Below are 25316 nucleotides of genomic sequence, written 5' to 3' on the forward strand. Positions count from 1 at the left end.
TTATCCTCTTTTCCATCTGGTTCCTTGCGGTGTATCGTCTAGAATAATGCCCTCTGCTTTTAACAGGTCTCGAATCTCATCACTGCGTTGGAAATTTTTAGCCGCACGGGCTTCATTTCGTTCCACAATTAATTGCTCGATTTTTTCATCTAACAACGTCTCTTCTTCAAACGTGATCCCGAATACTTGCAGCAGCTCACTCATTAGTTCACGCATAGCTTCTAGTACGACTTTAGACACTTCTGCTTGTTCGCTATAAATATTCATCGTTTTTGCCAACTCGTAAACCACTGTGATTCCGTTAGCCGCATTGAAGTCATCATCCATTTCATGAATGAAATCTTGTTTAAATTGCTCCAATTGAGCAAGCTTCTCATCATCTGTTCCTATTGATTCTACAGCATCTTTCAAACGATGACCAACATTTTCGTAAGCGTTTCTCAATTTTGCCAAATTGTTCTTAGCTTCTTCAATCGTTGCCATGCTGTAACTGATCGGACGGCGGTATTGAGTCGTTGCCATAAAGAAACGTAAAATCTGTGGATCTACTTGTTTGATAATATCGTGCACTAAAACAAAGTTCCCTAGGGATTTGCTCATTTTTTCGTTGTCCATCGTCACAAATCCATTATGCATCCAGTAATGCGCAAATGGGTGACCGGTTTTCGCTTCACTTTGAGCAATTTCATTTTCATGATGAGGGAAAGCCAAATCTTGGCCGCCAGCGTGGATATCGATCGTATCTCCTAGATATTTCGTAGCCATCACCGAGCATTCAATGTGCCAACCAGGACGCCCTTTACCCCAAGGTGAATCCCAACTTATTTCATCTGCTTTGGCAGCTTTCCACAGCGCAAAATCTAAAGGATCTTCTTTCTTTTTGTTTTCTTCATCCTCTAAACGATTGCTGGCTCCAACTTCTAAGTCATCAATCGACATATCGCTCAGTTTTCCATAATCTTTGAATTTGCGCGTACGGAAATAAACATCTCCCATAGACTCGTAAGCATACTCTTTTTCAATCAATGCTTGAATAAACTCAACGATATCCGGCATACTGTCCATTACACGAGGATTCTTGGTAGCTTTTGCAACACCTAAAGCCGCTGTGTCTTCATAGTAAGCATCAATAAATCGTTGTGCTACTTCTGGTGCCGTGATGTTCAACTCTTTAGCAGTACGAATGATTTTATCGTCTACATCAGTAAAATTGGAAACATAGTTCACGTCAAAACCTTTGTACTCAAGGTAACGGCGAACGGTATCAAAAGCAACAGTACTGCGAGCATTCCCAATATGAATATAATTATATACAGTCGGGCCGCACACATACATTTTGACTTTGCCTTCTTCTAAAGGCACAAATTTTTCTTTCTGTCGGGTCAATGTATTGTAGATTTTTAACATAGATTTACCCCTTCCTTATAAATTGCTTTGCTTAGTGGTTTTCTTCGTGTACGCGTTGTCCATTCAATTTGACGACTACAGCAGGTATCCCAACCGCCGTAGCATCAGCCGGGATATCCTTCAACACTACTGCGCTGGCTCCGATTTTAGAATTATCTCCGATCGTAATAGGGCCTAAAACTTGCGCGTGAGCCGATATCAAGACATTATTTCCAATTGTCGGGTGTCGCTTCCCTCTACCTTTTCCTGTACCGCCTAGCGTTACTCCGTGGAAAAGAACGACATCGTCGCCGATTTCAGTCGTCTCTCCTATAACCAATCCCATACCATGATCAATAAACAATCTTTTACCAATAACAGCGCCTGGATGAATCTCAATGCCAGTAATAAAGCGAGCAACAGCTGCTATCACTTTTGCTATCAGAAACCATTGACGCTGATAAAAAAAGTGAGCAACCCGATGAAAACCTAATACATGAAAACCAGGGTACGTTAAGATGATTTCTAAAGTACTACGAACTGAAGGATCATTTCGTTTTATCGTTTGTATACTCTCTTTAATAGTACGCATTTTAACCACCTTTTCTTTTCTATGGTTGAAATTGTTTTTTTTTGCAGCTGGAAAGTGAATCGGGATTTTTTGTATTCTTTAACTGAGTTCTTGTCGTGTCTCTAGGCACTTGAGATAAAGAAAACAACAACCTTTGCATCCTTTTAGTAGAGCTTCGAAAGCCAGAGATTTTGGAAAAAAGATGAAAAATTTTATGGTTGAAAAGCACCACAACAATTTTACCCTATTTTTCCTTCATCTCTTTCGGGCTTTCTCAGCATCCTGATAGTGCAGCTACGTGTCTCAACTCCTCGGTAAAATCATTTCAGTTTTCGAGGATGAAAAGAATCCTCTAAAACTGAAATAGATTTTTCTGCCGGAGCTTAACGAGGCACTTCGCTTACTGTTAGTAGAGCTGCGAAAGTCAGAGGTTTTGGAAAAAAGATGAAAAATTTTATGGTTGAAAAGCACCACAACAATTTTACCCTATTTTTCCTTCATCTCTTTCGGGCTTTCTCAGCATACTGATAGTGCAGCTACGTGCCTCAACTCCTCCGTAAAATCATTTCAGTTTTTGAGGATGAAAAGAATCCTCTAAAACTGAAATAGATTTTTCTGCCGGAGCTTAACGAGGCACTTCGCTTACTGGTAGTAGAGCTGCGGTCGCTTGGCTTTTGGAAATATCATTCTGTTTTTTGAGGATAAAGAGCATCCTCTAAAAACAGAATAGATATTCCTTCAAGCCAAAACAGCGACCTCCGCATCCTGAAAAAAATAAGCGTCTTTTGTTGTTTTCACAATAAAAGACGCTTTGGGCGTGGTTCCACTTTTTTTCATCGGCTGCTTAAGCAGGCGATCTTTGACAGGGTAACGGTTGTTAACCGGTGCGGTCTACTTTATTCAACAGCACGACTCCAAGAGGCACTTCACTGAATTCACGTCATCTGCTTCCAGCATCGCAGACTCTCTGTAGGCGTTTGTTCAGCTACTCTTTCTTATCATCGTCTTTAATCATATTGTACTGAACAGCTCTTGCTTTAAGCTAGAGTGTTTAACACTTCTTCTAAATGTTTTTTCGTTTTTTCGCGTCCCAACAATTCAATCGTTTCGTTCAATTGTGGTCCATGCATTTGGCCTGTTACAGCAATACGAATCGGCATGAATAAGTTTTTACCTTTGATGCCTGTTTCTTTTTGAACTGTTTTGATTCCTTTTTTGACATTTTCTGCATCAAATGGTTCGATTTCATCCAACACTTTATCAAATGCAGCCAATACTTCAGGAACGGTTTCTCCCGTTAGAACTTCACGAGCTTCGTTTCCTAACGTTGGTGCTTCAGTAAAGAACAATTCAGACAATTCAACGATTTCTGCCCCAAAACTCATTTGTTCATGGTATAAGCTGACAAGATTTTTTACCCACTCTTCTTGTTCAGGAGATAGATTTTCTTCAATACGTCCAGCTTTTACCAAATGTGGTTTCGCTAATTCAGTAACCGTTTCTAAATCTGCTGCTTTCATGTAATGGTTATTGATCCATTCTAATTTCTTCGCATCAAATGCTGCTGGAGATTTACTCAAACGAGCTGAATCAAAGATATCGACCAATGTCTTAGGATCAAAGATCTCATCTTCTCCAACTGGCGACCAACCTAATAAGGCAATAAAGTTGAACATAGCTTCTGGTAAGTAGCCTAATTCACGGTATTGTTCAATAAATTGAAGAATACTTTCATCACGTTTACTTAATTTTTTACCTGTTTCGCTATTGATGATCAATGTCATATGTCCAAATTCAGGTGCTTTCCAATCAAATGCTTCGTAAATCATCATTTGTTTTGGTGTATTGGCGATATGGTCATCCCCACGTAAGATGTGAGTGATTTTCATGTAGTGGTCATCTACTGCAACAGCAAAGTTATACGTTGGGAATCCGTCACGTTTACGGATAACAAAGTCTCCCCCAACACTTTCTGCTTCAAAAGAGATGTGTCCTTTAACCAAGTCTTCAAAAGTATACGTATTTTCTTTGGGTACGCGGAAACGAATAACCGGCGTGATCCCTTCTTCTTCTTTAGCTTTTTGTTCAGCAGCAGATAAATGAGCACATTTTCCGCCATAATGAGGCATTTCGCCACGAGCTCGTTGTGCTTCACGTTCTTCTTCAAGTTCTTCTTCTGTACAGTAGCATTTATACGCGCGGTTGCTCATCAATAATTGATCGATCAGCGGATCATAAATATCCTTACGTTCTGATTGGCGGTAAGGTCCATATTTACCAGGGTTTTCTGGACTTTCATCCCATTCGATCCCTAACCATTTCAAGTTTTCCAACTGGCTTTCTTCTCCGCCTTCGATATTCCGTTTTTGATCGGTATCTTCGATTCGGATGATGAATTCTCCGTCGTGGTGACGAGCGAATAAGTAGTTAAATAAAGCCGTACGAGCATTTCCGATGTGTAAATGTCCTGTTGGGCTTGGTGCATAACGTACACGAACTTTTTTTGTCATAATATATCCTCTTCTCTGAAATAAGTGAATTCATTTTATGCTGAAGCGTTTAAGCTTATCAAATTAAAGTTAACATGCAAATGTTCCTTTGACAATTGTTAACTCTAAGATGGCGGTCAATTTTTAGTGAATTATTATTATTGACCGGGTACTTCTTTGTTCTGTTGGTGACAAAGAATAGCTTCGCCTGTGACCCAGTCTTCTGGTGTCGTCATTTTGATATTGTAGTAATTTCCGGAAACGATTCGGATACCGGAAAAAGTTCTTTCCACCACTGACGCATCATCTGTTCCAAAAAAGTCTTCCACTCGTGCTTTTTCATGAGCTTCTAAAACTAGAGAACTCTTAAATGCTTGCGGAGTCTGAGCTTGCCAGACCGTTTCTCGCAAAATCGTCTGTTCAATAATGCCGTTCTTTACTTGTTTGATGGTATCTTTAGGTGGAACAGCTAAGATAGCTGCGCCGCTTTTTTGCATTTCTTCATTCAATTCATCGACTGCAGATTGTTCCAAAAACGGACGTGCAGCTTCATGGATCATAACATAACCATCTTGAGGATTTTGTAGATATTGCAGTCCATTGTAAGAACTGTACTGTCTTTCTGCTCCGCCTACAACGAGTGTAATTGGCTTTTTGGTGTCTGAAAACTCTGCTTCAATCAGTTCTTGCAGCATTTCGATTTCATCCGGGTTGACCGTCACAATAATGTGGGTACAAAAAGGGTCTTTCAAAAAAGTCTCTAGAGCTCGTTGAATCAGTGGTTTTCCCATTAAAGACAACCATACTTTATTGCGATCGCTTTTCATGCGCTTGCCTTGGCCAGCTGCTAGTAAAACCAGCTCATAACTTGTCTTTGCCAAATCCAATCGCTCCTATTCTTTTTCATTCAGTTTCTTTTGTCCATTAGCCAGCTTCGCAAAAATCATTCGACCAGCTGCTGTTTGAAGAGCACTTGTCACCACTACTTCTATAGTTTTGTTCATGTAATGTTGTCCTTCTTCTACTACGATCATCGTTCCATCGTCTAAGTAAGCGACACCTTGAGTTCTTTCTGTACCGGCTTTTACAATAGTAACCACCATATTTTCACCAGGAATCACAACTGGCTTAACAGCATTTGCTAATTCGTTAATGTTCAACACAGGTACATTTTGGAACTCACATACTTTATTTAAGTTGTAGTCATTGGTAACGACGATTCCGTCTAATACTTTAGCTAATTTGACGAGCTTAGCATCTACTTCTTCGATTTCATTGAAGTCGCCGTCGTAGTTCTCTACTTGCAAACCTTCTTCTTTTTGCAATGCATTTAAAATGTCTAAACCACGTCTGCCTCGTACTCGTTTTAAACTATCAGATGAATCGGCGATATGCTGTAATTCATGCAACACAAAATTCGGAATTAAAATCGTTCCTTCTAAGAATCCCGTCATCACGATATCGTAAATGCGTCCATCAATAATGACACTTGTGTCTAAAATCTTGTATTTGCGGAAATTGTCATCTGCGTTACGTTCTAAGATCTGACTGCTTTCTTCCACTTCTGGTTTCGGTTTAGATTGAAATAAAGCTCTGATTTCTGGTTGGCGTGATGTCCCCACGCGAAAACCCATATATGCCAATAAGATACTTACAACGATCGGCATCACTGTACTGACGATTGGCCAGTTTAAACTGTAAAGCGACATGTTGATCAACCATGCCAACAATAACCCTATAATGGTTCCAATACTTCCTGCGATCAAATACATTAAACTCAAATGGCTGATAAACTCTTCTAACTTTTGAACCCCTTGTTCAACATACTTCACGGAAGGTAAAGAGATAATATAAAAAATAAGTGCACCAATCAAAATATTCGTGAAAATGTTGTTGATCAACTGATTATGAACGCTGATTATTTCCCAAAAAACTGGCAGAAATGTTGCTCCGATACTTCCACCGATTAAGATAAAAACAAGCGAAATGATTTTTTTCTTCAACTATATTCCTCCTTTTTAAACTCTTTATTTAAAGAATAATACGAGCCATTGAGCAGCTTCGTTTTAGTATAACTTACTCTACCAAAACAAAGCTTTTCAGATGACTTGATGACTTTTAGTCGCCGAGCGCTTTTTTCAATGCTTCGCTGATTGTTTCCACACCTACTACGGTAATTTCTTTAGGCAATGTCCAGCCGCCAATATTGTTTTTAGGAATAAAGATTCTTTCAAACCCTAACTTGGCTGCTTCTTTAACACGCTGCTCGATATGACTCACTCGTCGTATCTCACCCGTCAAACCGATTTCGCCGATAAAACAATCTGTAGCTTGGGTACCTCTTTCTTTGTAGCTTGATGCAATACTGATTGCTATCGCCAAATCAATCGCAGGTTCATCCAACCTTACTCCACCAGCTGCTTTCAAGTAAGCATCTTGGTTTTGCAACAGCAGGTTAGCCCTTTTTTCCAGCACAGCCATGATCAGTGACACACGGTTGTGATCCAATCCGCTCGCCGTCCGTTTCGCATTACCAAATGCTGTCGGAGTCAGTAACGCTTGAATTTCCACTAAGATCGGTCTTGTACCTTCCATAGCTGCTACGACTGATGACCCGTTTGCTCCAGTCAGCCGCTCTTCCAGAAACATTTCTGATGGATTCAGTACTTCTTGCAGACCGCTTTCCCGCATTTCAAAAATTCCAATTTCATTCGTGGAGCCAAACCGGTTTTTGACTGCCCGCAAAATTCTAAACGATTGGTGACGGTCGCCTTCAAAATACAACACCGTATCCACCATATGTTCCAACATTCGCGGTCCAGCTAAAGCTCCTTCTTTGGTTACGTGCCCAACAATAAAAATTGCAATGTTGTTGGTTTTAGCTATTTTCATCAATTCTGAAGTATTTTCACGTACTTGTGAGACGCTTCCTGCAGCGCTCGTAATATCTGGTTGATTCATTGTTTGGATTGAGTCAATAATAACGTATTCCGGTCTGATCTCTTCAATGGTTTTTCTAATCGCACTCATATCTGTTTCTGGGTAAATGTAGAATTTTTCTCCATCTACACCTAAACGAGTAGCACGCAGCTTAATTTGTGTCGCGCTCTCTTCTCCAGTTACATAAAGTACTTTCCCGCCTGTCATGTTGAGTTGAGCTGATACTTGCAATAGTAAAGTGGATTTTCCGATACCCGGGTCTCCACCGATAAGGACCAATGATCCAGGAACTACTCCCCCGCCTAATACTCGGTTCAATTCGCCTAATTTGGTTTTTACACGAGTTTCATTTGAAATCGTTACATCTTGGACGAGTTGAGCTTTAGCGGTCGTACCCGTCATACTGACGCGGCTGCGACGATCATCTTTATCTACTACCATTTCTTCCATCATTTCATTCCAACTGCCACAATTAGGACAACGTCCCATCCACTTAGGAGATTCATAACCGCAAGATTGACAAACAAATTTAGTCGATTTCTTTTTGGCCAATAGGTGAACCCCTCTTTCTTAAACTTATAGAATCACTGTCTTTATTTTACCACATTTAGCAAGCTCTATGGGCTTCAGATCGAGCAATTAGCTTAAATATCCTATAAGTTTTTTCTTTATTACACTAGTATATGCAAAAACAGCTAAAAGTAGTGTTTATTTGCTCGGTGGTTTATTTCCCAGAAGAGCCAAAACCGCCAGTACGTAAAACACCTTCGTTTTGATCGCCATCCGCTTTCAAATACGGCATAAAGATCCCTTGACCAATGCGGTCTCCTTTTTTGACCACATAATCTGTTGTTCCATAATTGATGAACTGGAAGTAAATATGCCCTTCATTTTTTTCATTTCCATAGTAATCCGCATCCACAATGCCCACTCCATTCGGCATAGACAACTGATTTTTGATTGGATTGCTCGAACGGTTTGCCAATTGCAAATATTCGTCTTCTTGCATGTAAGCTTTAATTCCTGTAGGAACAAGCGTAGATGCTAGATAAGTCTTGTTTTCTTCCGGTAAAACAATCGATTCTGATTCATTAGCATTGCTTAACGCTTGATTTTTCAACAGTAAGTTCCAAATAGAAGGAATTACCGTATCTTCGGCTGCTTGAAAGTCATACCCTGCTGCTTGTTGAGTAGCTCTTTTCGGCAACTCGATTCCTTTTCCTTCATACGATGACACAACTTCAAAACCTCTTACTTTATTCATTTGATAATTCCTCTCTCTATTAAAAAATTTCCGCTTTCTGAGCAGATTTCATCTTATTAGTTTAGCATATTCTGCACACCTCATGAATACAATTCTTGTAATTACTATGACATACACATGAAAGATTCTTTTTACTGAATATCAGATACTTATTTTTATAAAGGAGCTATGTCAACTAGTGGATATTGGCAATGGATGAAATGCAAATTATGAAGCGTTTGCGCTTTAGCGCGTACGCTCCGTTTGAGGCTTAAAAGTCTGGAGACTACAGGCTCCATACGATCCCATGGCTCTTCATAAGCAAACACGTCCATTCCGGAGGAAAATTCATTACTAAGTCCCTAAAACTATCGAATACAGTTTTTTTTATTTAATTTTTTTATGCGTATGACGTATGTAACTACCCATTTCACTCCTGAGCAATTTGCACAAAGAACGCTTTTCATTTTTGTGCACTCCAACATTTGAAAAAGAGAGCGTTTACAATATACTGATGATATTCAAACAAACACTTTACTTAAAGGGGACAAACGACATGGTAGAAATGGCACTAAAACAAATTCATAAACGTTATGACAATAATGATACTTACTCAGTAACAGACTTCAATTTAAACATCAAAGATCGTGAGTTCATCGTATTCGTCGGACCATCTGGATGTGGTAAATCCACTACATTGCGTATGATAGCTGGTTTAGAGGAAATCACAGATGGCGAACTTTGGATCGGCGACACAATGATGAATGACGTTGCACCAAAAGACCGTGATATCGCGATGGTTTTCCAAAACTACGCTTTATACCCTCATATGACTGTATACGACAACATGGCTTTCGGGTTGAAATTGCGTAAGTACAAAAAAGAAGAAATCAAAAAACGTGTTGAAGAAGCTGCAGAAATCTTAGGTTTAACAGAATATCTAAAACGTAAACCAGCAGCTCTTTCTGGTGGACAACGTCAACGTGTTGCTTTAGGACGTGCCATCGTTCGTGATGCGAAAGTATTCTTAATGGATGAACCTTTATCCAACTTAGATGCTAAATTACGTGTAGCGATGCGTGCTGAGATCGCTAAACTACACCGTCGCCTTGAAACAACAACGATTTATGTAACCCATGACCAAACAGAGGCTATGACTATGGCTGACCGTATCGTTATTATGAAAGATGGATTCATTCAACAAATCGGTTCTCCTAAAGAAGTTTATGATACTCCAAACAATGTATTCGTAGCTGGTTTTATTGGTTCTCCGGCAATGAACTTGTTTGAAGTAACTCTAAATGGAAACATGATCTCGAATGGAAGAGATCTAGAGATCGAAGTTCCTGCAGGTAAATTAGGCTTATTGAAAGAACGCGGATATGATGGCAAAAAATTGATTTTCGGTATTCGTCCTGAAGATATCCACAGCGAACAAGTGGCAATTGACGCTAGTCCAAATACTGTCGTGACATCTGAAGTAGTGGTATCTGAATTATTAGGTGCTGAAACGATGCTTTACTCAAGAGTCGGCGATACAGAATTCATTGCTAAAGTTGATGCACGCGACTTCCACAACCCTGGTGAAATGATCGAATTAGCTTTCAATATGAATAAAGGTCACTTCTTTGATTTAGAAACTCAAGAAGTTGTTCGCAGAGAACCAGTAACAATGAAACCATAATTTTGGTTCAAATGATTACCCCTTTTTATCCTTTCTGTCTTTGTGGCAGAAAGGATTTTTATTTGAGCTGCTGCCAAAAAGCCGAGAGTGGGAAAAAAGGCGTTTAGCCCCGAATCACTGGAGCGAATAAGCACAGGATGGTCGTAGACCATTCGAGCATTATTCGTGAAGTGGACGTCGGGGCTGCCTTTTTGAGCACGTTTACGAAACCAATATTCGTAAAAAAAGCCGGAGCTGGGAGTTATTTCCCAGGTCCGGCTTTTCCCAGCTTTATTTCACTAAATCTTTAAATTGTTTTAAAGCTATCCCTAATGGAACAACCTCCCGGTGCAATTCCAGCGGTGTTGTCAGGCGCGTGTTCATCCCTGACTCGCATGTAAAAGCAAACTCCATACCTGCGTTCTTTAAACGCAGCACATCTTCTTTGTTGTAAATGCCAAAAGGATAAGCAAACACTGAAGGCTCTTCTACAAACTCTCCACATTCATCCAAATCACTTTTCAACTCTTCAAAAGAAATATTTTGGAAAGCCGTGCTGCCGTCTGCATACCTTTGATGCAATCGCGTTGTATGATTAGCCGTTGTTATACTATCTGCCATCTCTGACAATTCTTCTTTGCTCATCGTTAGAGAAAGATCAGGTGCATACGATTCTCTCTCTTCACTCAACCATCCCAATACTACAAAAGAAACGATGGGAATGTTGTGTTTTTTTAGAATCGGGTAAGCATACTTTTTAAAAGATTGATACGCATCGTCAACCGTTAGTAAAATAGCTTTCTTCGGAATATCTTGTCCTGTGTAATATGCCCGTACTTCTTCCAACGTCAAAAAGTGATAACCTTCCGCTTTTAAATAACCTATTTGCTCTTCAAAATCTTCGACATAAGTAAACAACGGTCGCGGCAATGCATCTTGATAATCTTGCGCAACTTTTATTGTCGATGGACCTGTTTCAGTTATTTCTTCTCGTTTGCGAAATTCATGGTAACACAATGTTCTAAACCCCATACACCCTCAGCCTTCTCTCTGCTTAATCATTGCGCTTCACATTAACCAAATAAAATCCCCAGACTGTACAATACAATTTGCGCTCCATGGTAAACGACTAAATTTTTAATAGCCAACCCGAATGTGGTCGCTTTATCTTGCTTGTCTTTAAAAAGCTGGATGCTTTTTTGCACGATGATAAAGAACAAACACGATCGTATAAAAAATCTCCAAGAAACCGAAAGAATTGGTCGTATCATTCCGAAGGAAATTATTTTACGGATCGAAACAACAATCGCTTTGACTTCAGCCACATCAGTCACAGGAAAAACCGTAGTGGCTTTTGTCAGGATATTCATGTGTACAAACCAGACTACCCTGAGCAGACTGAACAAAAAACATTCCATTATAATTGGCACTATGAATCACTAAAAGAAATAGAATCCAACAAGCTTTTATCTCCTGAAGGTTCTAAGATTTTTGCGAGACGCAAAATCGAAGTGAAGCCAGTTTTCGGGCAGGTAAAAGCTAATTTAGGTTTCGCCCGCTTCCACTTACGTGGAAAAGAGAAAGTAAAAGTCGTTATCGGCTTGGCCTTTATGGCCAATAATTTCAAAAAATATAGAAAAATGAAGATTAGCTGAGCTTAAAATCTTACAGATATATTTGAAATAGACAAAAAACGGTAATTGCATTTTTGCAATTACCGTTTTTTCAGTTACCAGGAGATTTTGTCCCAGCCTCTTTGTTACATAGTTGCTTTTAAAGGTGGTGTATTGATTTTTTCAAGATCCAATAGTTCTTGTTTCATTTCCAAACCACCACGATATCCATTCAATTTTCCATTCTTGCCAATCACACGATGACAAGGAACAACGATTGCAATAGGATTCTTTCCTACAGCAGAACTGACTGCACGAATAGCTTTTGGATTTTCTACTGCCCAAGCAATATCAGAATACGTTCTTGTTTCTCCATAAGGAATATTCAGCAATTCTCTCCAAACCATTTTTTGAAAATTTGATCCTTCTACATCTAATGGTAAATCAAATTTCTTTCTTTTACCTGTAAAGTATTCTTCCAACTCTATACAGTAAGGTTCCATAAACATACTATCTTCTTTTAATAGCGTTCCTGGTCGGTTTTTTTCGATCCAAACGACTAATTCTATCAAACCAGCATTTTGCGATCCTACAAAAGCTAAACCTTTCGTAGTAGCAGCAATCAAATATTCTTTGTCATTCAGACTAAGAGCACAATAATACATTTCTTTAGTTGATTCTTCCATATAATCCACTCCTCTTGATACTCATGGAGCTGTGACAGATATCAAGATCAAATATTCTGTCTTTAGTTTCCGTATCTTTATCTTACATTTATTGTACAAGGATTTCTAAAACTAAGATAGCCAAATCAACAATAGTAATCTTATTGTAACTTAAATATGTACAAAAAAAGCACCATCCGAAGATGGTACTGTCGATTTGCGTGGCAACGTCCTAGTCTCACAAGGGGAAACCCCTCACTACCTTCGGCGCTAAGAAGCTTAACTTCTGTGTTCGGCATGGGAACAGGTGTGACCTTCTTGCCATCATCACCACACATATGAGAACTTTGCGCTCTCAAAACTGGATTTGTCTAATATCGCATTCGTTCGGATCCGTTGAATCCACCTAAAATCTTGGTTAAGTCCTCGACCGATTAGTATTGGTCCGCTCCGCCTATCGCTAGACTTCCACTTCCAACCTATCTACCTGATCATCTCTCAGGGGTCTTACTCACTTACGTGATGGGAAATCTCATCTTGAGGGGGGCTTCACGCTTAGATGCTTTCAGCGTTTATCCCTTCCACACATAGCTACCCAGCGATGCTCTTGGCAGAACAACTGGTACACCAGCGGTGTGTCCATCCCGGTCCTCTCGTACTAAGGACAGCTCCTCTCAAATTTCCTACGCCCGCGACGGATAGGGACCGAACTGTCTCACGACGTTCTGAACCCAGCTCGCGTACCGCTTTAATGGGCGAACAGCCCAACCCTTGGGACCGACTACAGCCCCAGGATGCGATGAGCCGACATCGAGGTGCCAAACCTCCCCGTCGATGTGGACTCTTGGGGGAGATAAGCCTGTTATCCCCAGGGTAGCTTTTATCCGTTGAGCGATGGCCCTTCCATGCGGAACCACCGGATCACTAAGCCCGACTTTCGTCCCTGCTCGACTTGTAGGTCTCGCAGTCAAGCTCCCTTCTGCCTTTACACTCTACGAATGATTTCCAACCATTCTGAGGGAACCTTTGGGCGCCTCCGTTACATTTTAGGAGGCGACCGCCCCAGTCAAACTGCCCGTCTGACACTGTCTCCCGACCAGATCATGGTCGAGGGTTAGAGTGGCCATACAGCAAGGGTAGTATCCCACCAATGCCTCCACCAAGACTGGCGTCCTGGCTTCAATAGCTCCTACCTATCCTGTACAAGCTGTACAGACACTCAATATCAAACTGCAGTAAAGCTCCATGGGGTCTTTCCGTCCTGTCGCGGGTAACCTGCATCTTCACAGGTACTATAATTTCACCGAGTCTCTCGTTGAGACAGTGCCCAAATCGTTACGCCTTTCGTGCGGGTCGGAACTTACCCGACAAGGAATTTCGCTACCTTAGGACCGTTATAGTTACGGCCGCCGTTTACTGGGGCTTCAATTCTGAGCTTCGCCGAAGCTAACCCATCCTCTTAACCTTCCAGCACCGGGCAGGCGTCAGCCCCTATACGTCATCTTTCGATTTAGCAGAGACCTGTGTTTTTGATAAACAGTCGCTTGGGCCTATTCACTGCGGCTGACCAATGGTCAGCACCCCTTCTCCCGAAGTTACGGGGTCATTTTGCCGAGTTCCTTAACGAGAGTTCTCTCGCACACCTTAGGATTCTCTCCTCGACTACCTGTGTCGGTTTGCGGTACGGGCTGTTTGTTTCTCACTAGAAGCTTTTCTTGACAGTGTGACATCAGAAACTTCGGTACTTAATTTCCCTCCCCATCACAACTCATCCTTAGAGAAGCAAGCATTTCACTCACTTCAAGACTCATTGCTTGGACGTGCATATCCAGCAGCACGCATTTCTTAGCCTCCTGTGTCCCTCCATTGCTCAAACAAAACAAACAGGTACAGGAATATCAACCTGTTGGCCATCGCCTACGCCATTCGGCCTCAGCTTAGGTCCCGACTAACCCTGGGAGGACGAGCCTTCCCCAGGAAACCTTAGTCATTCGGTGGACGGGATTCTCACCCGTCTTTCGCTACTCATACCGGCATTCTCACTTCTAAGCGCTCCACTAGTCCTCACGATCTAGCTTCAACGCCCTTAGAACGCTCTCCTACCATAGAACCAATGGTTCTATCCACAGTTTCGGTGTTATGTTTAGCCCCGGTAAATTTTCGGCGCAGGGTCACTCGACTAGTGAGCTATTACGCACTCTTTAAATGATGGCTGCTTCTAAGCCAACATCCTAGTTGTCTAAGCAACCCCACATCCTTTTCCACTTAACATAAACTTTGGGACCTTAACTGGTGGTCTGGGCTGTTTCCCTTTCGACTACGGATCTTATCACTCGCAGTCTGACTCCCGGACATGAATCAATGGCATTCGGAGTTTATCAGAATTCGGTACCCCGATAAGGGGCCCTAGTTCAAACAGTTGCTCTACCTCCATGATTCTACATTCCGAGGCTAGCCCTAAAGCTATTTCGGAGAGAACCAGCTATCTCCAAGTTCGATTGGAATTTCTCCGCTACCCACACCTCATCCCCGCACTTTTCAACGTACGTGGGTTCGGTCCTCCAGTGCGTTTTACCACACCTTCAACCTGGACATGGGTAGATCACTTGGTTTCGGGTCTACGACCACATACTCATTCGCCCTATTCAGACTCGCTTTCGCTACGGCTCCGTCTATTCAACTTAACCTCGCATGTAATCGTAACTCGCCGGTTCATTCTACAAAAGGCACGCTATCACCCATTAACGGGCTCTAACTATTTGTAAGCACACGGTTTCAGGTGCTATTTCACTCCCCTTCCGGGGTTCTTTTCACCTTTCCCTCACGGTACTGGTTCACTATCGGTCACTAGAGAGTATTTAGCCTTGGGAGATGGTCCTCCCGGATTCCGACGGAATTTCTCGTGTTCCGCCGTACTCAGGATACTGATCAGAGTGAACGTCGTTTCGAATACAGGGCTTTTACCTTCTTCGGCAGTCCTTTCCAGGACGCTTCTTCTACGACGTTCATTTATGGCTCTATGTGTTCAGTCCTACAACCCCAGAAAGCAAGCTTTCTGGTTTGGGCTCTTCCCGTTTCGCTCGCCGCTACTCAGGGAATCGAATTTTCTTTCTCTTCCTGCAGGTACTTAGATGTTTCAGTTCTCTGCGTCTACCTCTACTGACCTATGTATTCAGTCAGCAGTAACATCCTATTAAAGATGCTGGGTTCCCCCATTCGGAAATCTCTGGATCAAAGCTTACTTACAGCTCCCCAAAGCATATCGGAGTTCGTCCCGTCCTTCATCGGCTTCTAGTGCCAAGGCATCCACCGTGCGCCCTTAGTAACTTAACCTATCATTACTAAATTGGTATTACTTGTTTTATCTTACGATAAGAACATTAAAAAACTCATTTAAAAACGCGGTGTTTTCTCGGTTTCTTACTTAAATGTTTCTATTAGACAATATCCAGTTTTCAAAGAACAAAGTTCTGAGAGACTAAACCTCTCAAAACTAAACAAAGTAAAAGCGAACCGTGTAAAGTTCCGTTATATCCTTAGAAAGGAGGTGATCCAGCCGCACCTTCCGATACGGCTACCTTGTTACGACTTCACCCCAATTATCTGTCCCACCTTAGGCGGCTGGCTCCCGAAGGTTACCTCACCGACTTTGGGTGTTACAAACTCTCGTGGTGTGACGGGCGGTGTGTACAAGGCCCGGGAACGTATTCACCGCGGCGTTCTGATCCGCGATTACTAGCGATTCCGGCTTCATGTAGGCGAATTGCAGCCTACAATCCGAACTGAGAATGGCTTTAAGAGATTAGCTTAACCTCGCGGTTTTGCGACTCGTTGTACCATCCATTGTAGCACGTGTGTAGCCCAGGTCATAAGGGGCATGATGATTTGACGTCATCCCCACCTTCCTCCGGTTTATCACCGGCAGTCTCACTAGAGTGCCCAACTGAATGCTGGCAACTAATAATAAGGGTTGCGCTCGTTGCGGGACTTAACCCAACATCTCACGACACGAGCTGACGACAACCATGCACCACCTGTCACTTTGTCCCCGAAGGGAAAGCTCTATCTCTAGAGTGGTCAAAGGATGTCAAGACCTGGTAAGGTTCTTCGCGTTGCTTCGAATTAAACCACATGCTCCACCGCTTGTGCGGGCCCCCGTCAATTCCTTTGAGTTTCAACCTTGCGGTCGTACTCCCCAGGCGGAGTGCTTAATGCGTTAGCTGCAGCACTGAAGGGCGGAAACCCTCCAACACTTAGCACTCATCGTTTACGGCATGGACTACCAGGGTATCTAATCCTGTTTGCTCCCCATGCTTTCGAGCCTCAGCGTCAGTTACAGACCAGAAAGTCGCCTTCGCCACTGGTGTTCCTCCATATATCTACGCATTTCACCGCTACACATGGAATTCCACTTTCCTCTTCTGCACTCAAGTTCTCCAGTTTCCAATGACCCTCCCTGGTTGAGCCAGGGGCTTTCACATCAGACTTAAAGAACCGCCTGCGCTCGCTTTACGCCCAATAAATCCGGACAACGCTTGCCATCTACGTATTACCGCGGCTGCTGGCACGTAGTTAGCCATGGCTTTCTGGTTAGATACCGTCAAGGGACGAGCAGTTACTCTCATCCTTGTTCTTCTCTAACAACAGAGTTTTACGATCCGAAAACCTTCTTCACTCACGCGGCGTTGCTCCGTCAGACTTTCGTCCATTGCGGAAGATTCCCTACTGCTGCCTCCCGTAGGAGTCTGGGCCGTGTCTCAGTCCCAGTGTGGCCGATCACCCTCTCAGGTCGGCTACGCATCATCGTCTTGGTGAGCCATTACCTCACCAACTAACTAATGCGCCGCGGGTCCATCTACAAGTGACAGCCGAAACCGTCTTTCTTCTTTCTGTCAGGAGACAAAAAGATCTATGCGGTATTAGCATCCGTTTCCGAATGTTATCCCCCGCTTGTAGGTAGGTTACCCACGTGTTACTCACCCGTCCGCCACTCTTCTTTCCCGGTGCAAGCACCGGTAGGAAGCGTTCGACTTGCATGTATTAGGCACGCCGCCAGCGTTCGTCCTGAGCCAGGATCAAACTCTCATATAAAGTCGTCACCCGAAGGTGACTGCTTAATGATGCTTGAAGCTCATTAATTGATTGCTAGCGAATAATTATTCACTAATGTTGTTGTTTCGGCACTTGCCGAAACTCCTTACACGTTTGGTTCGTCTTACTTTGTTTAGTTTTCAAAGGTCTAATTTCGTGTTTCGTTGTCGTTTTGACAACTACTTAATAATATCAGGTTATCAACTCGATGTCAACAACTTTTTAAAACTATTTTTTCGTTGTCATGAAGGCTTTTTTACAGCTCCCTCAGCAACGTATTTTATTATAACAGGGATTTAAAAAGCCGTCAACACTTTTTTAACATTTAGTTCACTTTTTGAATATCAATTATTTTGATCCTTCATAGCTTTTGTCAGCATTATGGCTTCTAGACCTCAGTGTTAGCACTGTTTTTATGCATTTCAAGCATAAAAAATGTATGTTTTTATTGTGTTTCCCCTCTATTACTTTAACGATTTTAATGCTCTTTTTTTACTTTCTTATTTTCGAAGTGGTGTAATTTTCCATCCAAAATTTATTTCATTACGCGCTGTTTCTTAAACTGACATTTATTGAAGATTCATTCCTAGTACGTAAAGTATTCATTTCACTTAAATTTGATTTCTATATTTTTTAGAAGACCTAATTTTCTAGGTACCCTTTCTAAGCCGTTTTTACTATGTAAGAAAATACCATTAATTTATTCATTATCTTTCATTTCAGTCCCCTCTTTTAGTACCTGCTTACTTAAAACTATACCTTCTTTATCTTCTGAGAATATATACTTTAAAAAGCAACTCCTTTTCGAAGTTAATCCTTATCAATACATCTTATATAGTTTGTCAGCTCCATACTCAGTTTTTTGATTTTCTGATAAGCTTTTAAATTCATTGATTGTAGGTTTACACTGAGCCGAGTTATCGAGGCTAAGTATACAAAGAAAAACTCATTACTACAACTAGTTAAAATCTCTAGTCTTTTACAGTAATGAACTTTAACTCATCGAAGAAGAACTACACTGCGTAAATCATTCTTTTGCGAATGAATCACTAGAGGCAAATTATTATTTTTTGCTGCACTATTATTCTTATTAGTCTCCTACATAATAAACGTTTGCGTAAGTAAAGGTTCAATCCATTCTCACCCTTGTGTAAGACATCTTTTTCCATTAAATAAAGGTAAAGAGTAAACGACAACGGAATCAGCAGAATCAGTATTATAAGGAAAAACGTCTGTATCACCAGATCGAATTTGATACAGACATCCAGGGGTATTTACTTTTATATAGTCCAATAGAAAACAGGAAAAGTAGAACTCCGTGTACAGAAATACTAAACATAAAAAAACGAAAGAACCCATGAGAATATTATGTAATTGACAGACAATGAATGCTTTACTCACTCCAACTTTACTTAGTCATCATCTGTAAGATGCTTAACCATTTTTTTCATCGCTTTCACCCGTAATTAGTGATCATAAATCAGAATCTCGAATGTCTTTACTTTTTATTCGAAAAGCAGTTGGCATTTATATAAATTTCTCCAATTAGATGCCTACTTATAGCCTTTGGCTAAAATAGGAATGAAAAAAATATATTTCATGAATATCGTCCGACCAAAAACATCCTATTGGTGATTTTAAGATGTTGTTTTCTTTATAAAACAAAAAAAGCACCATCCGAAGATGGTACTGTCGATTTGCGTGGCAACGTCCTAGTCTCACAAGGGGAAACCCCTCACTACCTTCGGCGCTAAGAAGCTTAACTTCTGTGTTCGGCATGGGAACAGGTGTGACCTTCTTGCCATCATCACCACACATATGAGAACTTTGCGCTCTCAAAACTGGATTTGTCTAATATCGCATTCGTTCGGATCCGTTGAATCCACCTAAAATCTTGGTTAAGTCCTCGACCGATTAGTATTGGTCCGCTCCGCCTATCGCTAGACTTCCACTTCCAACCTATCTACCTGATCATCTCTCAGGGGTCTTACTCACTTACGTGATGGGAAATCTCATCTTGAGGGGGGCTTCACGCTTAGATGCTTTCAGCGTTTATCCCTTCCACACATAGCTACCCAGCGATGCTCTTGGCAGAACAACTGGTACACCAGCGGTGTGTCCATCCCGGTCCTCTCGTACTAAGGACAGCTCCTCTCAAATTTCCTACGCCCGCGACGGATAGGGACCGAACTGTCTCACGACGTTCTGAACCCAGCTCGCGTACCGCTTTAATGGGCGAACAGCCCAACCCTTGGGACCGACTACAGCCCCAGGATGCGATGAGCCGACATCGAGGTGCCAAACCTCCCCGTCGATGTGGACTCTTGGGGGAGATAAGCCTGTTATCCCCAGGGTAGCTTTTATCCGTTGAGCGATGGCCCTTCCATGCGGAACCACCGGATCACTAAGCCCGACTTTCGTCCCTGCTCGACTTGTAGGTCTCGCAGTCAAGCTCCCTTCTGCCTTTACACTCTACGAATGATTTCCAACCATTCTGAGGGAACCTTTGGGCGCCTCCGTTACATTTTAGGAGGCGACCGCCCCAGTCAAACTGCCCGTCTGACACTGTCTCCCAACCAGATCATGGTTGAGGGTTAGAGTGGCCATACAGCAAGGGTAGTATCCCACCAATGCCTCCACCAAGACTGGCGTCCTGGCTTCAATAGCTCCTACCTATCCTGTACAAGCTGTACAGACACTCAATATCAAACTGCAGTAAAGCTCCATGGGGTCTTTCCGTCCTGTCGCGGGTAACCTGCATCTTCACAGGTACTATAATTTCACCGAGTCTCTCGTTGAGACAGTGCCCAAATCGTTACGCCTTTCGTGCGGGTCGGAACTTACCCGACAAGGAATTTCGCTACCTTAGGACCGTTATAGTTACGGCCGCCGTTTACTGGGGCTTCAATTCTGAGCTTCGCCGAAGCTAACCCATCCTCTTAACCTTCCAGCACCGGGCAGGCGTCAGCCCCTATACGTCATCTTTCGATTTAGCAGAGACCTGTGTTTTTGATAAACAGTCGCTTGGGCCTATTCACTGCGGCTGACCAATGGTCAGCACCCCTTCTCCCGAAGTTACGGGGTCATTTTGCCGAGTTCCTTAACGAGAGTTCTCTCGCACACCTTAGGATTCTCTCCTCGACTACCTGTGTCGGTTTGCGGTACGGGCTGTTTGTTTCTCACTAGAAGCTTTTCTTGACAGTGTGACATCAGAAACTTCGGTACTTAATTTCCCTCCCCATCACAACTCATCCTTAGAGAAGCAAGCATTTCACTCACTTCAAGACTCATTGCTTGGACGTGCATATCCAGCAGCACGCATTTCTTAGCCTCCTGTGTCCCTCCATTGCTCAAACAAAACAAACAGGTACAGGAATATCAACCTGTTGGCCATCGCCTACGCCATTCGGCCTCAGCTTAGGTCCCGACTAACCCTGGGAGGACGAGCCTTCCCCAGGAAACCTTAGTCATTCGGTGGACGGGATTCTCACCCGTCTTTCGCTACTCATACCGGCATTCTCACTTCTAAGCGCTCCACTAGTCCTCACGATCTAGCTTCAACGCCCTTAGAACGCTCTCCTACCATAGAACCAATGGTTCTATCCACAGTTTCGGTGTTATGTTTAGCCCCGGTAAATTTTCGGCGCAGGGTCACTCGACTAGTGAGCTATTACGCACTCTTTAAATGATGGCTGCTTCTAAGCCAACATCCTAGTTGTCTAAGCAACCCCACATCCTTTTCCACTTAACATAAACTTTGGGACCTTAACTGGTGGTCTGGGCTGTTTCCCTTTCGACTACGGATCTTATCACTCGCAGTCTGACTCCCGGACATGAATCAATGGCATTCGGAGTTTATCAGAATTCGGTACCCCGATAAGGGGCCCTAGTTCAAACAGTTGCTCTACCTCCATGATTCTAAATTCCGAGGCTAGCCCTAAAGCTATTTCGGAGAGAACCAGCTATCTCCAAGTTCGATTGGAATTTCTCCGCTACCCACACCTCATCCCCGCACTTTTCAACGTACGTGGGTTCGGTCCTCCAGTGCGTTTTACCACACCTTCAACCTGGACATGGGTAGATCACTTGGTTTCGGGTCTACGACCACATACTCATTCGCCCTATTCAGACTCGCTTTCGCTACGGCTCCGTCTATTCAACTTAACCTCGCATGTAATCGTAACTCGCCGGTTCATTCTACAAAAGGCACGCTATCACCCATTAACGGGCTCTAACTATTTGTAAGCACACGGTTTCAGGTGCTATTTCACTCCCCTTCCGGGGTTCTTTTCACCTTTCCCTCACGGTACTGGTTCACTATCGGTCACTAGAGAGTATTTAGCCTTGGGAGATGGTCCTCCCGGATTCCGACGGAATTTCTCGTGTTCCGCCGTACTCAGGATACTGATCAGAGTGAACGTCGTTTCGAATACAGGGCTTTTACCTTCTTCGGCAGTCCTTTCCAGGACGCTTCTTCTACAACGTTCATTTATGACTCTATGTGTTCAGTCCTACAACCCCAGAAAGCAAGCTTTCTGGTTTGGGCTCTTCCCGTTTCGCTCGCCGCTACTCAGGGAATCGAATTTTCTTTCTCTTCCTGCAGGTACTTAGATGTTTCAGTTCTCTGCGTCTACCTCTACTGACCTATGTATTCAGTCAGCAGTAACATCCTATTAAAGATGCTGGGTTCCCCCATTCGGAAATCTCTGGATCAAAGCTTACTTACAGCTCCCCAAAGCATATCGGAGTTCGTCCCGTCCTTCATCGGCTTCTAGTGCCAAGGCATCCACCGTGCGCCCTTAGTAACTTAACCTATCATTACTAAATTGGTATTACTTGCTTTATCTTACGATAAGAACATTAAAAAACTCATTTAAAACGCGGTGTTTTCTCGGTTTTCTTACTTAAATGTTTCTATTAGACAATATCCAGTTTTCAAAGAACAAAGTTCTGAGAGACTAAACCTCTCAAAACTAAACAAAGTAAAAGCGAACCGTGTAAAGTTCCGTTATATCCTTAGAAAGGAGGTGATCCAGCCGCACCTTCCGATACGGCTACCTTGTTACGACTTCACCCCAATTATCTGTCCCACCTTAGGCGGCTGGCTCCCGAAGGTTACCTCACCGACTTTGGGTGTTACAAACTCTCGTGGTGTGACGGGCGGTGTGTACAAGGCCCGGGAACGTATTCACCGCGGCGTTCTGATCCGCGATTACTAGCGATTCCGGCTTCATGTAGGCGAATTGCAGCCTACAATCCGAACTGAGAATGGCTTTAAGAGATTAGCTTAACCTCGCGGTTTTGCGACTCGTTGTACCATCCATTGTAGCACGTGTGTAGCCCAGGTCATAAGGGGCATGATGATTTGACGTCATCCCCACCTTCCTCCGGTTTATCACCGGCAGTCTCACTAGAGTGCCCAACTGAATGCTGGCAACTAATAATAAGGGTTGCGCTCGTTGCGGGACTTAACCCAACATCTCACGACACGAGCTGACGACAACCATGCACCACCTGTCACTTTGTCCCCGAAGGGAAAGCTCTATCTCTAGAGTGGTCAAAGGATGTCAAGACCTGGTAAGGTTCTTCGCGTTGCTTCGAATTAAACCACATGCTCCACCGCTTGTGCGGGCCCCCGTCAATTCCTTTGAGTTTCAACCTTGCGGTCGTACTCCCCAGGCGGAGTGCTTAATGCGTTAGCTGCAGCACTGAAGGGCGGAAACCCTCCAACACTTAGCACTCATCGTTTACGGCATGGACTACCAGGGTATCTAATCCTGTTTGCTCCCCATGCTTTCGAGCCTCAGCGTCAGTTACAGACCAGAAAGTCGCCTTCGCCACTGGTGTTCCTCCATATATCTACGCATTTCACCGCTACACATGGAATTCCACTTTCCTCTTCTGCACTCAAGTTCTCCAGTTTCCAATGACCCTCCCTGGTTGAGCCAGGGGCTTTCACATCAGACTTAAAGAACCGCCTGCGCTCGCTTTACGCCCAATAAATCCGGACAACGCTTGCCATCTACGTATTACCGCGGCTGCTGGCACGTAGTTAGCCATGGCTTTCTGGTTAGATACCGTCAAGGGACGAGCAGTTACTCTCATCCTTGTTCTTCTCTAACAACAGAGTTTTACGATCCGAAAACCTTCTTCACTCACGCGGCGTTGCTCCGTCAGACTTTCGTCCATTGCGGAAGATTCCCTACTGCTGCCTCCCGTAGGAGTCTGGGCCGTGTCTCAGTCCCAGTGTGGCCGATCACCCTCTCAGGTCGGCTACGCATCATCGTCTTGGTGAGCCATTACCTCACCAACTAACTAATGCGCCGCGGGTCCATCTACAAGTGACAGCCGAAACCGTCTTTCTTCTTTCTGTCAGGAAACAAAAAGATCTATGCGGTATTAGCATCCGTTTCCGAATGTTATCCCCCGCTTGTAGGTAGGTTACCCACGTGTTACTCACCCGTCCGCCACTCTTCTTTCCCGGTGCAAGCACCGGTAGGAAGCGTTCGACTTGCATGTATTAGGCACGCCGCCAGCGTTCGTCCTGAGCCAGGATCAAACTCTCATATAAAGTCGTCACCCGAAGGTGACTGCTTAATGATGCTTGAAGCTCATTAATTGATTGCTAGCGAATAATTATTCACTAATGTTGTTGTTTCGGCACTTGCCGAAACTCCTTACACGTTTGGTTCGTCTTACTTTGTTTAGTTTTCAAAGGTCTAATTTCGTGTTTCGTTGTCGTTTTGACAACTACTTAATAATATCAGGTTATCAACTCGATGTCAACAACTTTTTAAAATTATTTTTTCGTTGCTCGTGAACGTTTTGTTTGTCCCCTGCAACGTTTATTAATATACCAACATTCCTGAGTTTCGTCAACTGTTTTTTCGAAATAAATCAAAAACTTTTATAAAACTGAACTATTTTATTTTTACCGCTAAAAAACGAGGGGAATTCCCCTCGTTTGCCGAACGATTTCTTTCAGTTAACCAAGATGGTACAGATAGGTGAAAAATGAATATTTATTAATATAACAACTTATTATTCATTTCCCCAAGTTTGTTGAATAAACCCTGCTCTACCTGATCCATGACTATATCTATTATAATGGGCACTATTCTTCTTATAAAAGTCTTGATGGTAGTCTTCTGCTTCATAAAATGGTTCAGCTGGTTCTATCGAAGTAACAATGGGAGCATTAAACTTCCCGCTATTTTGTAACGCTTCTTTTGAGGCTTCTGCTATTTCTTTTTGTTCTTCGTCATGGTAAAAAATTACTGGACGATAGGAATCGCCTCTATCTGCAAATTGCCCCGCCGCATCAGTGGGGTCTGTTTGTCTCCAATAGATCTCGACTAACTCTGCATAATCAAATAATTCTGGATCGTAAGTTATTTGAACCGCTTCAGTGTGTCCTGTAGTTCCTGTAGTAACTTGTTCGTAAGTTGGGTTCTTTACATGTCCGCCTGTATAACCAGATACTACAGACTCTATACCTGGTAGAGAGTCAAAAGGTTTTACCATGCACCAAAAACATCCGCCAGCAAATGTCGCTTTTTTTAAATTTGTTTGTCTCATACTTATACCTTCCTTATCTCATTAGTATTCAATAGTATATCACGTCTAGTTCTCTATTTAAAAAAATTACGATCAAA

General features: G+C 42.8%; 12 protein-coding genes, 6 rRNA genes and 1 other annotated feature. Of the genes, 2 read left to right on the forward strand and 16 right to left on the reverse strand.

Annotated elements, in window-relative coordinates; all coding sequences use genetic code 11:
• The 7 genes from cysS to LMF32_RS05275 all read right to left on the reverse strand — a co-directional run bounded on the left by cysS (position 1) and on the right by LMF32_RS05275 (position 8650).
• Complete coding sequence (gene cysS / locus LMF32_RS05245) at positions 1-1407, reverse strand: cysteine--tRNA ligase (RefSeq protein ID WP_230524074.1); 1407 nt, start codon at positions 1405-1407, stop codon at positions 1-3.
• Positions 1408-1438: 31 nt separating this feature from the next.
• Positions 1439-1978 carry a serine O-acetyltransferase EpsC gene (gene epsC / locus LMF32_RS05250; RefSeq protein ID WP_230524075.1) on the reverse strand — a complete coding sequence of 180 codons (540 nt, stop codon included), beginning with the start codon at positions 1976-1978 and terminating at the stop codon, positions 1439-1441.
• Positions 1979-2756: 778 nt separating this feature from the next.
• Positions 2757-2968 (reverse strand) — a binding site (T-box leader).
• A 26-nt stretch (positions 2969-2994) separates the two neighbouring features.
• A complete protein-coding gene (gene gltX / locus LMF32_RS05255; RefSeq protein ID WP_092480851.1) occupies positions 2995-4467 on the reverse strand; it encodes a glutamate--tRNA ligase in 1473 nt (490 codons plus the stop codon).
• 137 nt (positions 4468-4604) lie between these two features.
• A complete protein-coding gene (ispD, locus tag LMF32_RS05260) occupies positions 4605-5327 on the reverse strand; it encodes a 2-C-methyl-D-erythritol 4-phosphate cytidylyltransferase (RefSeq protein ID WP_230524076.1) in 723 nt (240 codons plus the stop codon).
• A gap of 12 nt (positions 5328-5339) precedes the next feature.
• Positions 5340-6449, reverse strand: a complete 1110-nt coding sequence (locus tag LMF32_RS05265) for a PIN/TRAM domain-containing protein (protein ID WP_230524077.1) — start codon at positions 6447-6449, stop codon at positions 5340-5342.
• A gap of 115 nt (positions 6450-6564) precedes the next feature.
• Complete coding sequence (radA, locus tag LMF32_RS05270; RefSeq protein WP_230524078.1) at positions 6565-7938, reverse strand: DNA repair protein RadA; 1374 nt, start codon at positions 7936-7938, stop codon at positions 6565-6567.
• 172 nt (positions 7939-8110) lie between these two features.
• The gene (locus tag LMF32_RS05275; RefSeq protein ID WP_230524079.1) at positions 8111-8650 is read right to left on the reverse strand and encodes a dUTP diphosphatase; all 540 of its coding nucleotides are present in this window, start codon (positions 8648-8650) and stop codon (positions 8111-8113) included.
• Between the two features lie 535 nt (positions 8651-9185).
• Here LMF32_RS05275 and ugpC point away from each other — a divergent pair.
• A complete protein-coding gene (gene ugpC, locus LMF32_RS05280; RefSeq protein ID WP_230524080.1) occupies positions 9186-10313 on the forward strand; it encodes a sn-glycerol-3-phosphate ABC transporter ATP-binding protein UgpC in 1128 nt (375 codons plus the stop codon).
• Between the two features lie 270 nt (positions 10314-10583).
• On the opposite strand, the gene LMF32_RS05285 is transcribed toward ugpC, so the two are convergent.
• The gene (locus tag LMF32_RS05285) at positions 10584-11324 is read right to left on the reverse strand and encodes a polysaccharide deacetylase family protein (RefSeq protein WP_230524081.1); all 741 of its coding nucleotides are present in this window, start codon (positions 11322-11324) and stop codon (positions 10584-10586) included.
• A gap of 167 nt (positions 11325-11491) precedes the next feature.
• On the opposite strand from LMF32_RS05285, the gene LMF32_RS05290 reads away from it, so the two are divergent.
• Positions 11492-11947, forward strand: coding sequence for a transposase (locus LMF32_RS05290; protein WP_230524082.1), 456 nt, complete (start codon positions 11492-11494; stop codon positions 11945-11947).
• A gap of 104 nt (positions 11948-12051) precedes the next feature.
• On the opposite strand, the gene LMF32_RS05295 is transcribed toward LMF32_RS05290, so the two are convergent.
• From LMF32_RS05295 to msrA, 8 genes are all read right to left on the reverse strand, one after another.
• Positions 12052-12591, reverse strand: a complete 540-nt coding sequence (locus tag LMF32_RS05295) for a methylated-DNA--[protein]-cysteine S-methyltransferase (protein WP_230524083.1) — start codon at positions 12589-12591, stop codon at positions 12052-12054.
• Positions 12592-12789: 198 nt separating this feature from the next.
• Positions 12790-12905: ribosomal RNA gene (rrf, locus tag LMF32_RS05300) — 5S ribosomal RNA — on the reverse strand.
• 79 nt (positions 12906-12984) lie between these two features.
• A 23S ribosomal RNA gene (locus tag LMF32_RS05305) occupies positions 12985-15903 on the reverse strand.
• Between the two features lie 207 nt (positions 15904-16110).
• Positions 16111-17661: ribosomal RNA gene (locus LMF32_RS05310) — 16S ribosomal RNA — on the reverse strand.
• Positions 17662-19360: 1699 nt separating this feature from the next.
• Positions 19361-19476, reverse strand: a 5S ribosomal RNA gene (rrf, locus tag LMF32_RS05315).
• Positions 19477-19555: 79 nt separating this feature from the next.
• Positions 19556-22474: ribosomal RNA gene (locus tag LMF32_RS05320) — 23S ribosomal RNA — on the reverse strand.
• 207 nt (positions 22475-22681) lie between these two features.
• A 16S ribosomal RNA gene (locus LMF32_RS05325) occupies positions 22682-24232 on the reverse strand.
• The 16S, 23S and 5S rRNA genes sit together here, the layout of an rRNA operon.
• Before the next feature lie 470 nt (positions 24233-24702).
• Positions 24703-25239, reverse strand: a complete 537-nt coding sequence (gene msrA / locus LMF32_RS05330) for a peptide-methionine (S)-S-oxide reductase MsrA (protein WP_092480459.1) — start codon at positions 25237-25239, stop codon at positions 24703-24705.
• Between the last annotated feature and the right edge of the window lie 77 nt (positions 25240-25316).

The organism is Desemzia sp. C1 (genome assembly GCF_020882875.1).
Lineage (GTDB): Bacteria > Bacillota > Bacilli > Lactobacillales > Carnobacteriaceae > Desemzia > Desemzia incerta.

Excerpts from the sequence above, each read along its gene's own strand:
- ugpC (WP_230524080.1), top strand. The coding sequence starts at position 9,186 with ATGGTAGAAATGGCACTAAAACAAATTCATAAACGTTATGACAATAAT.
- epsC (WP_230524075.1), bottom strand. The coding sequence starts at position 1,978 with ATGCGTACTATTAAAGAGAGTATACAAACGATAAAACGAAATGATCCT.
- LMF32_RS05285 (WP_230524081.1), bottom strand. The coding sequence starts at position 11,324 with ATGGGGTTTAGAACATTGTGTTACCATGAATTTCGCAAACGAGAAGAA.
- cysS (WP_230524074.1), bottom strand. The coding sequence starts at position 1,407 with ATGTTAAAAATCTACAATACATTGACCCGACAGAAAGAAAAATTTGTG.
- msrA (WP_092480459.1), bottom strand. The coding sequence starts at position 25,239 with ATGAGACAAACAAATTTAAAAAAAGCGACATTTGCTGGCGGATGTTTT.
- gltX (WP_092480851.1), bottom strand. The coding sequence starts at position 4,467 with ATGACAAAAAAAGTTCGTGTACGTTATGCACCAAGCCCAACAGGACAT.
- LMF32_RS05275 (WP_230524079.1), bottom strand. The coding sequence starts at position 8,650 with ATGAATAAAGTAAGAGGTTTTGAAGTTGTGTCATCGTATGAAGGAAAA.
- LMF32_RS05295 (WP_230524083.1), bottom strand. The coding sequence starts at position 12,591 with ATGGAAGAATCAACTAAAGAAATGTATTATTGTGCTCTTAGTCTGAAT.